We start from the raw sequence: 12,935 nt of genomic DNA on the forward strand, positions 1-12,935 counted from the left end.
CTGGCGGGACGGCCACGGCAGAGGTGAGCCCCGGCGCTCGGGGGAGGGCGCCGGGGCTCGTTCAGGGGGCTCGATCGGACGGTCAGGCCGCCTCGTCGAAGCCGGTGTCATGGGCCATCTTCTTCAGCTCCAGCAGCGCGTGCTTCTCGATCTGCCGGATGCGCTCACGGGTCAGCCCGTGTTGCTTGCCCACCTCGGTAAGGGTCCGCTCGCGACCGTCCTCCATGCCGTAGCGCGCCTTGATGATCGACGCGGTACGCGGGTCGAGACGGCCGATGAGGTCGTCGAGGCCCTCGCGGCGGAGCACCGTGAGGACGGACTGCTCCGGGGAGACCGCCGAGGTGTCCTCGAGCAGTTCGCCGAACTGCGTCTCGCCCTCGTCGTCCACGGACATGTTGAGGCTCACCGGGTCGCGCGCCCAGTCCAGCACGTCGGTGACGCGCTCCGGTGTGGAGTTGAGTTCCTGCGCCACCTCTGCCGGCTCGGGATCGCGCCCGTGCTCGCGGTTGAACTCCCGCTGCACGCGGCGGATACGGCCGAGCTCCTCCACGAGATGCACGGGGAGGCGGATCGTACGCGACTGGTCGGCGATGGAACGCGTGATCGCCTGCCTGATCCACCACGTCGCGTAGGTGGAGAACTTGAAGCCCTTGGAATAGTCGAACTTCTCAACCGCGCGCACAAGACCCGCGTTGCCCTCCTGGATCAGGTCGAGCAGCGGCAGCCCCGAGCGCGGATAGCGCCGTGCAACGGCGACGACGAGGCGGAGGTTGGACCTGATGAAGACGTCCTTCGCGCGCTCCCCCTCGGCCACGACCCGCTCCAGTTCCTCACGCGAGGCGGTGGCACTGGGCGAGTCGCCGGCGAGGGGCTCCTCCAGACCATCGAGTATTCGCCGGGCGTAGACGCCGGCCTCGATGGTGAGGGAGAGCTCGACCTCCTTCTCCGCGTCGAGCAGCGGGGTGCGGGCGATCTCGTCCAAGTACATGCCGACCAGGTCGCGGTCCGCGACTTCGCTGCCTGCGGCGCGAACACTGCTTGCCGTGTCAGCAGCACCGGTCGAGGTGGCGTTACGACGGGCGACGGCACGGGTTGCCATGCGTGCTCCCTTGCGAGTGGTCTTCAACTGGCCTGGCGGCTAGCTCGGACACTCCCCGAGTGCCCTCTTGCGATCAGTTCAACGACTGGAATCCGGACAGAATTCCCAACTCACGCAACATTTTCCGGACGATGCAGTACCCTGTGCGGCCACGCTGCCGCCCCGGCTGCAAAGCAGCCGGTCGCGGGGCCTCCGGAGAGCCTCGTGCTCCTCGGCGGTCGGCCGGAGCCACGGTCGGCTCCCTCGCCCGGCGCACCCGCCTCGGTCCCGCCGGTTGCGCGTCGGCGTACTGCTTCCGGCAAGGCGGCGCCGGGTCCTTCGGTGCCCGGCGGGTACTGCGCCCCTCGTCCGCATTGACGACGTACGGCCGCGCTTGGTTGCGCCTCGAGCACGTTCCGCTTCGACGGCCCGGCATCTCGTCCACGGCTCACCGCCCGAGTCCGGCGCCACGGCCGCAGTGTCCCCAGCCCGGGAGCGGAGCGGATCACAACGTCGGCATGCGCATTCTCCGGTCGGAGTCGGGGAGTTCCCGTCCTCTCTTCTCGAGTGCCACCAGGGCGCCTCCCCACACAGACGACGTCAAACCTCGCGACCCCACATCGCAAACTCAGCGAAAGCCAGGCACCCCGACGACGCCCAAACACACTCCCCCCAACGGTCACCACTCACCCGTACCCCCTGCGCGGCGTCTGGCCCCCCCACCGCCCCCGCTGCCACGATGTGCTGATCACACGACCTGCGCACTCCCACACCCCCCCAGTGAGGAGCGTTCCGTTGCCGCACACCACCCGCAGACAGGTACTCGGCGCCGCCGCCGGAACCGCAGCAGCCCTCGGTATGAACGCAGTCCACGCAGACGCGGCCCCGCCTCCGGCCGCCGCCTCCCGCCGGGTGCGGGAGCGCGCCGAGGCGCTCGTCCGCCGGATGACGCTGGAGGAGAAGGTCGGGCAGCTCTTCGTCGTCGAGGTGTACGGACAGGCTGCGGACGCCCCGCACTCTAAGAACCGCGAGCTGTACGGCGTCGACACCCCCGCGGACGTCATCAAGGAGTACCGTCCGGGCGGCGTCATCTACTTCGACGCGCGACGCGGCACCGACAACTTCCGCACCCCCCGCCAGACAGCCGCGCTCTCCAACGGACTCCAACGCGCCGCTCTGCACTCGGGCGCGCGCCTGCCGCTCCTCATCGCGACGGACCAGGAGGGCGGCAGCGTCGTCTACCGCATGCCCTCCCCCGCCACCCAGCTCCCGGGCAACATGGCGCTCGCCGCCTCCCGTTCACGCACCGATGCCCGACGCGCCGCGGAGATCACGGCAGCCGAACTCGCCTCCGTCGGCATCAACCAGGACTACGCGCCGAGCGCGGACGTCAACGTCAACGCCGACAACCCCGCCATCGGCGTCCGCTCCTTCGGCTCCGACCCCGAGCTCTGCTCCCAGCTCGTCGCCGCGAGCATCCGCGGCTTCCACCGCGGCGGCACCGCCGCAGCCGCGAAGCACTTCCCCGGCCACGGCGACACCGACACCGACAGCCACACCGGCCTGCCCGTCATCCACCACTCCCTAGACGAGCTCGACAGGATCGACCTCCCCCCGTTCCGCGCCGCCATCGCACAGGGCGTCGACACGGTACTGTCCGCACACATCGTCGTCCCCGCCCTCGACCCGGCGAAGAGACCGGCCACCATGTCGCCCCCGATCATCACCGGACTCCTGCGCGAAAAGCTGGGTTTCCGCGGCGTGATCGCCACCGACGCCCTCGACATGGGCGGAGCGACGGAGGACTTCCCGCCCGACATCGCCCCCGTACGCGCCCTCCAGGCCGGCTGCGACCAGCTCGTCCTGGCACCGCAGTTGGACACCGCACGCAAGGCCGTCCTCAAGGCCGTCCGCGACGGAACGATCACGCAAGCCCGCCTCGACGCCTCCGTCGTCCGCCTTCTCGCACACAAACTGCGGCACGGCCTCTTCCCTCGCCCCTACGTGCAGGAGTCCCGCGCCGAGCGCACGGTCGGCAAGCGCCGCCACCTCCTCGACGGCTCCGCGCTCACCGACCGGACGATCACGCTGGTGAAGAACGAAGGCGACGTCCTCCCCCTCCCCACCACCCGCCGCTCCGTTCTCGTCACCGGCTGGGGCACGGACCAGGTGGACGGCGTCTCGGCAGCGATCGCCGCCCGCACCGACCAGTACGCCTCCCCTTTGTCGACGGGCTCGGCCCCCGACGCCGACCAAATCGCCGCTTGCGTCCGAGCCTTCGCCGACCACGACGTCGTCCTCGTCCTCACCAACGCGGCAGTCGCCTCCGACCGCGGCACCGCCCAAGCCGCCCTCGTCGAGGCCCTGCGCAAGTCGGCCGGCAACCGCCCCGTCATCGTCGCGGCCGTCCAGAACCCGTACGACATCCGCCACTTCCCCGACACCCCCACCTACCTCACCACCTACTCCCACACCACCCCCTCCCTCGACTCCCTGGTCCGCATCCTCTACGGCGACACCCCACCCACCGGCCGCCTCCCCGTCCCCATCCCCGCCCTCGACGACCCCACCCGCACCCTGTTCCCCTACGGCCACGGCCTCCGCTACTCGTAGCCCACCGCACCCCGACCCCGGCAGCCCGTCCCCAACCGTCCTGGCACACCGGGTAGTTGCCCTCACGTCCCCACGACGCGCTCCCCCGCTCCCCACCTCCGGCCGCACTCCTGCGCACTCCCCGACACCACCTCCCGATCACCCGCTACACTGGCCCGGGCAGCGCAACACCCCGCCCTGCCCACCGGCCGCAACGGCCACCCCGCCTCCGTAGCTCAGGGGATAGAGCACCGCTCTCCTAAAGCGGGTGTCGCAGGTTCGAATCCTGCCGGGGGCACCAGCTCAATGGCCCCTCACCTACTAAACTTAGTAGGTGAGGGGCCATTGACATCCACATCTGACATCAACGCGGGCGGTCATCCACGGTCAGGCCGCCTCTTCAGCATGCGGTCCATGTGGCTGATGGCCTCTCGCTGAGTGTCCTGTACGACGTGCGTGTACACGTCCATCGTGATGCTGATCTGACTGTGCCCGAGGATCTCCATCACCACGCGAGGAGGCACCCCGGCAGCGACGAGGAGCGTCGCGCACCCGTGCCGGGCATCGTGCAGCCGGATCACCCGAAGGCCGGCGGAGTTGGCGACACGGGTGAAGGACTGGTACACGTTGCGCGGCTCAACCGGTCGCCCGGTACCGGTGGTGAAGACGTACGCGCTGTCCTGCCACTTCTCCCCCGCCTTCCGCTTCGCTGCTGCCTGCCGCATCCGGTGCCAACGCAGCGGGGCGACGCACATGGCGGGAAGCGGAATCGCACGGCTACGGCGTCCCTTCGGACCGTCGCTGTAGAGCTCTCCGCGCCGCCGTTGTGTCTGCTGCCGCACGTACAGAACGCGGTTCTCCAGATCGACGTCCGACCAGCGGAGCCCGACGATCTCACCCCGCCGGAGCCCCATGGTCACGGCGAGCACGAAGGCCGCGTACAGCGGGTCCTTGCGCGCGGCGCCCAGGAACGTCAACGTCTCGTCCAGGGTCCACGGGCTCAGCTCCCGAGCGGTCACGCGGGACGGTTCGACGAGGCTGGCGACGTTCCGCGTCAGCAGCTCTTCCCGGCAGGCGGCGGAGAGAGCCGACCGCAGCACGCGGTGCGATTCCTTCGCGGTGGCGGCCGTGGTCTGCTTCTCCAGCCGGGTCAGGAAGCGGCGTACATCGGCGACGCCCAGGGATTCCAGCCGCTTGGTGCCGATCATGGGGACGAGGTAAAGCCGTACGTGCGCCTCGTACTTGTCGAAGGTGCTGAGCTTCCGACGCGGGCGTACGACGTGCTCCAGCCAGTAGGGCAGCCAGTCAGCGAGCTTTGCCGACCTGGTAGGCACCGGGATGCCCTGGTCTGCCTTGTCCAGCAACTCCCGTCGCTTGGTGTCGCATTCGGTCCAGGTCTTGCCGTACGCGAACTTGCGGGCTCGGCTGCCGTCGGGCTGCATCACGTAGACGGCGGCCTGATAGCGGCCGTCCTTGCGCTTGGTGATCGTGCCCGCGCCGTTGGGGTTCCGCTTGCGCTGCTGCGCCATCAGGCCGCCACCTTTAGCTCGTGCGCGATGAAGTCGCGAACAGCGCTCTCAGGAATCCGGCGGGAACGACCGATGGTGATGGAGGCCAGCCGACGAGACCTGATCAAGTCGTAGACAGCGGACCGGCCCAGCTTGAGCCGTCGCATGACCTGGGGCACGGTCAGCAGCTCGTCAGCCATGGTTGGTCTCTCCTTCCTGGGCGAGTGAGGCACTGAGCCATTCCTCGGCTGGGGTGAGGCCGGTTCCGGTGTAGGTCCAGTGGGCGAGGACGAGGGTGGTCTCCTCGGCGGCCCCCGGAGCACCATCCACAGGCTGTAGATCCATTTCGCCGCGTGCGATGGCGGCCTGGAGACGGCGCCATTCGGCGCGTGCCTGACGGAGGGCACCGAGGGTGGTGGAGTACCGGCGGGTCTTGGTGGAGAAGTGGCCCCGGAAGCCGAGCATGTGGGCCCAGGCGCGGAGCCTGAGGTGTTCGAGGTCCTTGCGGGCACCGAGCCACCAGGCGGTGCGGATCATGCGTTCGGCATGCGGCGGCAGGTTCAGGTGCGCCAGCTCGGCGGCGAACTTCAGCGGACGATCGAGGACGCCCGTCGCGGTCTCGGCGCCCTTGGTGGCGTACTTGGCGATGTACGCGGCGACGGCCCGGTCGGTCAGCTCGACTCCACCGTCGAAGTCGGCGCCCCGGATGGTGCGTACGTCGAGCTGGCGGCCGAAGGCGAAGGAGTGTGCGCGGCCGTCGAGTTCGGGGCCGGCCACCTCTGCCTTGCGTGCAGCAGTACGGATCGCGTCGGCCAGCAGCTCGGCGGAGGCCCAGTGCGGGGCCGGGGTGTCACCACCGCCGGGGCCGTCGAGGCGTACGACAGCGTGGAAGTGCACGGCGCCGCGCTTCTGGTACTCGGCGACCTTCGCGAAGGAGACCCGCGCATGGTCCGGGAACGCCCGTTGGGTGAGTCCGGCCCGGCGGGCGATCTCGCGGCGGAGATAGATGGTGAAGCGGCGCCAGAGCATCCCGGCGTGCGCGTTCCAGAGCACGGCCGCGTCGTAGTCGTAGCGGTCCGGATCCAGGGGCGCCCCGAGCGCCGGATCGTCGTCGGTGTGGCGTCGGCCGCAGCGGCACGGCCGTACCGAACCACCGGGCCCGGTCGGGTGGTTGTGCACCGGGCCGAAGCTCGGCGCGGTGAAGGTCGCGAAGACGCGCGGGTGCGAGGTGACCGTTTCCGGGGTGCCCTTTCCGCCCCGGAGTCCGGCGGTGATCAGGTGGAAGGTGTCGCGGCGGTAGACCTCGGCGCAGGCCGCACAGCGGGTGGCCCGGCGGTTGCCACAGCGGACCAAAAGGTCGCCGGCCGGGAGGTCGGTGGAGTCGAGGCGGCGCAGGGCCGGGCTGATCTCACCGGTATTGGTGTTCACGGTGTGCTCGGTGCGGTGTCCGGCCAGGCGTATGGGGTGGGTGCAGCCGCCCAAGTTGGAGAGCTGCCGGATGATACCGGGCAGGGCGCCCGTTGAGGCGAGGCTCCCGAGGTCCGCGAGCGGAGCCGGGTTTTGGCGGGTGATGATGGAAGTTCTCCTTACGGCTTCGGTCGTGAAGGGGTGGGCTGCCGGGGCGGCGGATGCTTGGCGGTATCGAGGCCGCCCCGGTAGCGCGTCAGTGGTGGCGCTGGGAGTTCATGAGGGAGCGCAGGACCACGGCGGCGACGGCCACGGATATGGCCGTGACGGCGACGGCGGCCAGGAGCGCGGTGACGACGACCCCGCCGACGATCACGGCGGTGATGGCTCCGGTGCTGACGTTGGAGAGCGACCGGCGGGCGGGGGTGATGGCCGGGGCAGCGGTGCCGGCGGTGTGCTGGCAGCCGCAGGCCGGGGCCGAAGCGTGGTCGTGAATGACGGGACTTGAACCCGTCACGCTCGAACCAGGCACGCTCGTGATCTGCACGGGAAGCTGCGGAGGGTCGGGCAGTTGAGGCCGGAAGAGCATGACGATCTCCGTTCAGTCGTGGTTGCCGTTGACGACCCCGACCCCGTTGCGGGCGCCGGAGTCGATGGCGGGGGCGAGGAACGTGTCGGCGAGGTAGAAGCCGAAGAGCGCGATCACGACGACGAGCCAGACGCGGACGCCGAGGAACTTCACGGCGCCCCAGGTGATGAGGCCGAGCACGACGACGAGCGGCAGATTGACGGTCATGGCGTGAGTGCTCCTGTCGATCCGTTCAGCGGACGGGGCAGCGGTGCGTACGGGCGGCGAGTTCGGCGGCGGCGCGTTAGTCGTAGTCGGCGGAGAAGCCGCAGCGCGGAGCCGTGCAGGCGGCGGTGTGCTTCTCGCGCCCCCAGTGGTCGTTGGCGGTGCCGACCTGGACGGGCCCGATGCGGATCACGCGGCGGAAGCGGCGGTTGAGCGGCATCAGCAGTCCTCCAGTCGCAGTGAGCGGCCGGGGAAGTCGCGCAGGATGCGGGCCGCTTCGGCGGGGTCCGAGACCGATGCGGCGGCTTCCTCGGCGAGCAGGCGGGCCAGGGTGGGACGGCCTTCCGCAGCCATCTCGTATGCCGCGTCGAGGAAGTCGAAGCGGTCCGGTGTGTCTCCGGTCATGGCAGATCTCCTTCGGTGTCAGGCGAGTTGGGCGGTGAGCTGGTCGGCCATGGGCGCCGGGACTCCGAGGCGGGTGCGGAGGGTGTCGGCGTCGATGGGCGAGCCGGTACGGGTCTGGTGGTCGTCGGCGACCTTGCGGGCATGCGCGACGAGCGCGGCAGGTACGGGCGGTGCCGCAGGAGCGGGCTCCCGCTCTGTCGCGGGTTCAGGCTCGGGAGCGGGCAGAGGCGCAGGCTCGGCGACCGGCGCGGGTACAACCGGCGCGGGCTCAGGCTCGGAGGCCGGAGGCTCGGCAGCAGGCTTCAACGGCGCCGAGTGGCCCGCAGGTTGCCGCGTACCGCTTTCCTCCCTGGCGGTGTGCGCCAGCAGAGTCCCGCCGAGGAAGGCGAGCGCCGGCCAGCCCGCAACGAGAATCCGGAGCCAGTCGGGCACGTCATTCAGGTCGAGGAGGCCGGCGGTCGCGACGTTGGCACCGAGCGAGGCGGCCAGGGCGACGAGGAACCAGCACCAGGCCGCGGACTTCTCCTGTCCGGACCGAAGCCGGTGCCAGGCGGCGACCATCAGCAGGTCGACGGAGACCGGATAGGCCCACGCCTTCCAGCCGTCCTGTCCGGCCGCCGACGCCAGGTCGTGCAGGTGGGCGAAGGACAGCGCGGCAGCGATGACCGCTTGTACGAGTACGGCGTCGACGCGGGCGAGGTAGCTGCGCACGCGGCGCCTCCTTCCGGATTCAGGCATGGGCGGGGTAGGGACGCGGCGCGAGGCGGTCACGCCAACCGGGTTGGGAAGGAGGTCAGTCGGCCACGGGCCGGGGCTTCACGAGCGAGGCCGGGCGCTCGACGGGCCCGGCCGGGACGGCGGGCCGGAAGGGCTTGAGCGCGGGCACGTCGGGCACCAGGTGTGCGTGTTCCTGGCAGACGGCGGAGGCGTCGGCCAGCGAGAGGTACGGCGTACGGATGCGGGTCCAGCCGCCGGAGGTGTCCCCGGCGACGGCGAGGCCGGGCAGTTCGGGGGCGATGGCGCACGCGGCACCGACCGCTTCCGGAGCGATGTCGCCGAGGGCCATCTTGGCGGAGGCCTCATCGTTCACGCGGTGGCAGACGCGGCCGGAGAGCTGGGCCCGGAGCATGGTCGCGCCCTTGCCGAGCTCGGCGCCGAAGCGCTGGCCGCAGACTTCGAGGTAGATGCCGGCCGCGCGGCCGAGCTGGGCGAGCCGGATGAGCTGGGTGACCATCTCGTCCCGCCGTTCCTCGTCCTTCCGCGTCGCGACGAGGAAGAGCTCGGCCACCTCGTCCACGAACAGCACCACCGGCACCGGCCGTTCACTCTCCGGCAGGCCCCACACATCGGACGTGATCTCTTCGTCCGGCGTGCTGGGCGCGATTCCCTGGCGAGCTTTGATCAGGTCGTAGCGCGACTCCATCAGGTCCACCAGCACCGGCAGCAGCCCTGACGCCTGTTCCGGATCGGTCGCCAGGGCGGACAGCCGGGAAGCGAACGGCGCCAGTTCCACACCCCGCTTGCAGTCGATACCGACCAGCGCGACGGGCTGACGCGCGAGCCCGGTGAGCAGGTGCCGCAGGTACATGGACTTGCCCGAGAGCGTGGCGCCCATGGTCAGTTGGTGGGGTACCGCCCGGTAGTCCCGTACGGAGGCCGTGGCGTCCTCCCGAAGCGCGACCGGCATCCGCAGGAAGCCGCCACCGGCCTTGCGCGGCATGCGCACCCGCGACAGCACGTCGAAGCCGACAAGCCGCAGTTCGACCACGCCGGGCTTCACGTCCCGCACGTACACGGAGTGAACTCCCCAGGCGTGCCGCAGCCGTTCCGCCGCAGCCGCCACGTCCTCGGGCTCCTGGCCCGGTGCGAGCCGGAGCCGCAGCCGCAGACCGGTCGAAGTGGGCCGCATCAGCCCACGGCGCGGCGGCACCGGGCGGATCTCCCGCCGAGTCGTGGCCCGAGTGGCCAGCACCCGCAGCCGGGACGGCTGCACCGTCAGCCCGCACGAGTCCATGACCGACCCGCACGTGCCCACCAGCCGGGCCACCGAGACCGGCAGACCGACCGTGGACCAGTAGGCCGCCGGGTGCCGGGCCCGGAGGTAGGCGGCCCCGCCACCACATGCGGCGAGGGGGCCACCCACCTCCATCAGCGTCGTCAGCTCGGACATGAGGGTCAGGCCCCCACACCGGCCGGAACGGCGCCCGGGACCACGGCCGTTGCCCGGTAGGCGATGCCGTGCCGCTGCTGGCCGTTGAACACCGACTCCCAGGGGCGGGCGATCAGCCCCGGCAGGGAGACCGAGGCGCCGAGCGTCAGCCCCTCGGCCACCCCGCTCTCCGGAACGGTCACGTGGATCAGCGAGGACTCCCCCTCGTCGATGTAGACCACGCCGATCTTCATCAGCGACTCGCCGCTGACGGCGTCCTTGGCGACCTCGCCGGTCTGCCGATCGCGCACCTTCGGCTCCGGGGCCTCGGTGAGCAGGACGGTCGCGTTCGAGGTCTCGATACGGATGGTTCGCAAGGTCACTTCTCCTTCTTCGTATGCCGTCGCCCGGCAGCGAGCGACGCCTAGTCGTCTAGATGAGTTCCACCAGAACAGTTCGCTCGGGCGGAATGAGAACCACTGTGACACACAGCTTGCTCACTCGTCTATACGAGTATGCCCATCGGCGTGTACGAGTTCGGGAGAAGCGCACCCACCAGCCCATTGACCAGCAACGACGATCAGTTGGCGGGAAGTTGATACGCCAGCACGTACGCGTCGGCGGCCATCACCGTGTCGCACACCTCCACCGCACGACCCTCGGAGTCGTACGCGGTCCGCACCAGATGGATGACCGGCACACCAGCAGCCAGCCGCAGCGTCTTGGTCTCCTCCTGCGAGGGCATGCGCGCCTGCACCTCCTCGTCGAAGTGGTCCAGGTGGCGCCCGAGCTCTTCCAGCCGGGCGTAGATGCCACCGGGCCCCGGGTTCGGCTCGGCGATCTGCGTACCGCGCGCAAGGTCCAACGGCAGGTACGACGTGGCGAACTCGACCGGCCGGCCGTCCAGCAGATACCGCCGACGGCGCGAGAGAACCTTGCGCACCGATCCGAGCCGGGCAGAGATGTCCTGCGAGGCCCGCTCTTCCTTCACTTCCAGGCTGTCGACCTCGGGACGGCTCCCCGCGGCTTCTGCCTCCACGGTGAAAGCCGCCTTCCCTTGCTCGCGGTGCCGCCGGGCGAACCGGTCGGAGGCCAGCCGTCGCACAGGGGGCCGGGGCCGTACGAAGACTCCCTTGCCGTGCTCGGACGAGACGAGCCCTTCGCCCTGGAGCTGAGAGATCGAGTTCCGCACGGTCATCCGCGAGACCCCGAAGTGCTCCACGAGCTCAGCCTCGGAAGGCAGCTTGGCGCCCTCCTTGAAGCGCCCCTTGTCGATCGCTTCGCGGATCTGGTCGGCGATCTGCCGGAAGACCGCGCGGTCGCTGGTCGGGTCGAGCGCTCCGAGCAGACCGGAGGGAAGAGCCACCATGCTGTACTCCTTCGGATATCTAGACGAGAGGCTGAGTTACGTTGCTACGGTGGGGAAGCCTAGTCAGCTAAGGGGACCGAGGAACGTGAGCACTGCTGAACGCCCCCACTCCGTGAGCGTCGCCGGAGTCATCGTCGACGACCACGGCCGGGCCCTGCTGATCCAGCGCAGGGACAACGGCAGGTGGGAGCCGCCGGGCGGTGTTCTCGAACCGGGCGAGACCGTCCCGGACGCGCTTCAGCGCGAGGTCCTGGAAGAGACCGGCTTCAAGATCTCTCTCCCCGCCACTCTGACCGGCGTCTACAAGAACATGACCGGCCTGATCGTCTCGCTCGTCTTCCGCTGCGAGGCGGCCGACGGTTCCGCGACGACCGGCGACGAGACGTACGCCCTGCACTGGGCGACTCGCGATGAAGTCTCCGAACTGGCCGACGAGGCATACGCGATTCGCGTCCTGGACGCACTCGACGCAGCATCCCCGCCGGCCGTGCGTGCGCACGACGGCGTGAAACTCGTCTAGCTCACTTCCACTACCCATAGCGGCCACCAGCACAAAGGAACTTGTATGCACGAGTATACGAGCACAGTGCGGATCTGGGAACTCTCCTGTCCAGGTCTTCGGGAAGAGATCGGACGCGCCCGCCGCTGGACGCGCGACATCCTCAGCGACAGCCCGTGCGCCGACGATGCGGCCCTGATCGTGACGGAGCTGGGCACGAACGCCCTACTGCACAGCGCGAGCGGGAACGGCACGGGTGTCGTCCGCATCCACCTGCGACGCACGGCCGATTCGGTCGCTCTCTCGGTTCAGGACTCCGGAGGCCGGCAGTCGACCCCGCACACCGAGGAGCCGGACGAGGATGCGATCCACGGCAGAGGCCTCGGCTTGGTCGCCGCCCTTGCCGACCGCGTAGAAGTCCGCGGCGACAGCAGGCACGGCTACACGGTCACGGCCGAACTCAGCTGCAAGACGCCGGAGGAGCACGAACACCCCGACGATTCCGTACCTGCTCAGCACCAAGTGTCATGAGTTCGCACGGTCTTGAGGCGAGCCATGGCTACTGGTGCGAGTGCACGTCCCTCGCGAAGCCGGACACGGGTGCATCTACTCTGCGCGCGTACTTCGACGCCCAGGACGCGGCCCAGGCGGTGCGATGGATCCGGGTGACACTCCGAACACTCGCTTCCACACTGGACGGTGAGGCGTTCGAGCAAGCGTGGAGCTGGATCACGCACGACCATCAGACAGCACTCCGCGACCTCAGAGCGGGACACTCATACGCCCTCACGCTCCACCACCAGGCCGCCGAGATCACCTGGACCGTACGCCCGGTCATCTTCCTGCCCCTGGCACACCGCCAAGCCGGAGCACTACCTCCCTGCACGGAGTGGTTCTCGACGGCTCAACTCCCGCATCAGGGGCGTGAGTAACAACTTTCTCTACGACTTCAAGGCGGCCCGCTCACGCGGCCCGCGCGCGGCCCGGCGGGCCCGCGCCGCCGCTCCTGTCTTCGCCCCGCTCCGGCCCGGCCCCGCCGCCCCGCGCGACAGCAGACAGCGGCCAGTTGAGGTCAGAGATGAGGTACATCGTGGCTGGGGCGGTCGGCTCCACGGCTTTAGGCAGCCACTTTGGC

At 69.8% G+C, this 12,935-nt stretch carries 14 protein-coding genes, 1 tRNA gene and 1 pseudogene; 4 read left to right on the plus strand and 12 right to left on the minus strand.

The window, feature by feature from the left end; genetic code table 11:
- Positions 1–82 precede the first annotated feature (82 nt).
- Positions 83–1,099, minus strand: a complete 1,017-nt coding sequence (locus UWG_RS0120670) for a sigma-70 family RNA polymerase sigma factor (protein WP_019549332.1) — start codon at positions 1,097–1,099, stop codon at positions 83–85.
- Positions 1,100–1,873: 774 nt separating this feature from the next.
- On the opposite strand from UWG_RS0120670, the gene UWG_RS0120675 reads away from it, so the two are divergent.
- Together UWG_RS0120675 and UWG_RS0120680 are read left to right on the plus strand one after the other, a co-directional pair.
- The gene (locus UWG_RS0120675) at positions 1,874–3,691 is read left to right on the plus strand and encodes a glycoside hydrolase family 3 protein (protein ID WP_016909110.1); all 1,818 of its coding nucleotides are present in this window, start codon (positions 1,874–1,876) and stop codon (positions 3,689–3,691) included.
- Between the two features lie 204 nt (positions 3,692–3,895).
- A tRNA-Arg gene (locus tag UWG_RS0120680) sits at positions 3,896–3,971 on the plus strand.
- 76 nt (positions 3,972–4,047) lie between these two features.
- Here the strand turns inward: UWG_RS0120680 and UWG_RS0120685 are convergent.
- From UWG_RS0120685 to UWG_RS0120735, 11 genes and pseudogenes are all read right to left on the minus strand, one after another.
- Positions 4,048–5,199 carry a tyrosine-type recombinase/integrase gene (locus UWG_RS0120685; RefSeq protein ID WP_016909111.1) on the minus strand — a complete coding sequence of 384 codons (1,152 nt, stop codon included), beginning with the start codon at positions 5,197–5,199 and terminating at the stop codon, positions 4,048–4,050.
- Positions 5,199–5,378 carry a helix-turn-helix domain-containing protein gene (locus UWG_RS0120690; protein ID WP_016909112.1) on the minus strand — a complete coding sequence of 60 codons (180 nt, stop codon included), beginning with the start codon at positions 5,376–5,378 and terminating at the stop codon, positions 5,199–5,201. Before UWG_RS0120690 ends, UWG_RS0120685 begins: the two co-directional genes overlap by 1 nt.
- Entirely contained in the window at positions 5,371–6,690 is a 1,320-nt protein-coding gene (locus tag UWG_RS0120695; protein ID WP_029391630.1) for a replication initiator, read from the minus strand. Before UWG_RS0120695 ends, UWG_RS0120690 begins: the two co-directional genes overlap by 8 nt.
- Before the next feature lie 151 nt (positions 6,691–6,841).
- Positions 6,842–7,174: a hypothetical protein gene (locus tag UWG_RS0120700; protein WP_016909114.1), complete on the minus strand. Its 333-nt coding sequence runs from the start codon at positions 7,172–7,174 to the stop codon at positions 6,842–6,844.
- Positions 7,175–7,186: 12 nt separating this feature from the next.
- Positions 7,187–7,381: a hypothetical protein gene (locus tag UWG_RS0120705; RefSeq protein WP_016909115.1), complete on the minus strand. Its 195-nt coding sequence runs from the start codon at positions 7,379–7,381 to the stop codon at positions 7,187–7,189.
- A 79-nt stretch (positions 7,382–7,460) separates the two neighbouring features.
- Positions 7,461–7,598, minus strand: a pseudogene (locus UWG_RS31510) (mobile element transfer protein); the annotation flags it as partial.
- Entirely contained in the window at positions 7,598–7,783 is a 186-nt protein-coding gene (locus UWG_RS0120715) for a hypothetical protein (RefSeq protein WP_016909117.1), read from the minus strand. The gene UWG_RS0120715 and the pseudogene UWG_RS31510, both read right to left, overlap by 1 nt.
- Positions 7,784–7,801: 18 nt before the next feature.
- A complete protein-coding gene (locus UWG_RS0120720; RefSeq protein ID WP_016909118.1) occupies positions 7,802–8,494 on the minus strand; it encodes a DUF2637 domain-containing protein in 693 nt (230 codons plus the stop codon).
- A gap of 82 nt (positions 8,495–8,576) precedes the next feature.
- Positions 8,577–9,953, minus strand: coding sequence for an FtsK/SpoIIIE domain-containing protein (locus UWG_RS0120725; RefSeq protein ID WP_029391631.1), 1,377 nt, complete (start codon positions 9,951–9,953; stop codon positions 8,577–8,579).
- A 5-nt stretch (positions 9,954–9,958) separates the two neighbouring features.
- Positions 9,959–10,309, minus strand: coding sequence for an SCO3933 family regulatory protein (locus UWG_RS0120730; protein ID WP_029391632.1), 351 nt, complete (start codon positions 10,307–10,309; stop codon positions 9,959–9,961).
- 203 nt (positions 10,310–10,512) lie between these two features.
- Complete coding sequence (locus UWG_RS0120735; protein ID WP_016909122.1) at positions 10,513–11,301, minus strand: GntR family transcriptional regulator; 789 nt, start codon at positions 11,299–11,301, stop codon at positions 10,513–10,515.
- A 112-nt stretch (positions 11,302–11,413) separates the two neighbouring features.
- Between UWG_RS0120735 and UWG_RS0120740 the strand changes: the two genes are divergently transcribed.
- Together UWG_RS0120740 and UWG_RS0120745 are read left to right on the plus strand one after the other, a co-directional pair.
- The gene (locus UWG_RS0120740; RefSeq protein ID WP_016909123.1) at positions 11,414–11,821 is read left to right on the plus strand and encodes an NUDIX hydrolase; all 408 of its coding nucleotides are present in this window, start codon (positions 11,414–11,416) and stop codon (positions 11,819–11,821) included.
- A gap of 45 nt (positions 11,822–11,866) precedes the next feature.
- Entirely contained in the window at positions 11,867–12,331 is a 465-nt protein-coding gene (locus UWG_RS0120745) for an ATP-binding protein (protein ID WP_016909124.1), read from the plus strand.
- The last annotated feature ends 604 nt before the right edge of the window (positions 12,332–12,935 follow it).

The organism is Streptomyces xiaopingdaonensis (assembly GCF_000262345.1).
Classification (GTDB): Bacteria; Actinomycetota; Actinomycetes; order Streptomycetales; family Streptomycetaceae; genus Streptomyces; species Streptomyces xiaopingdaonensis.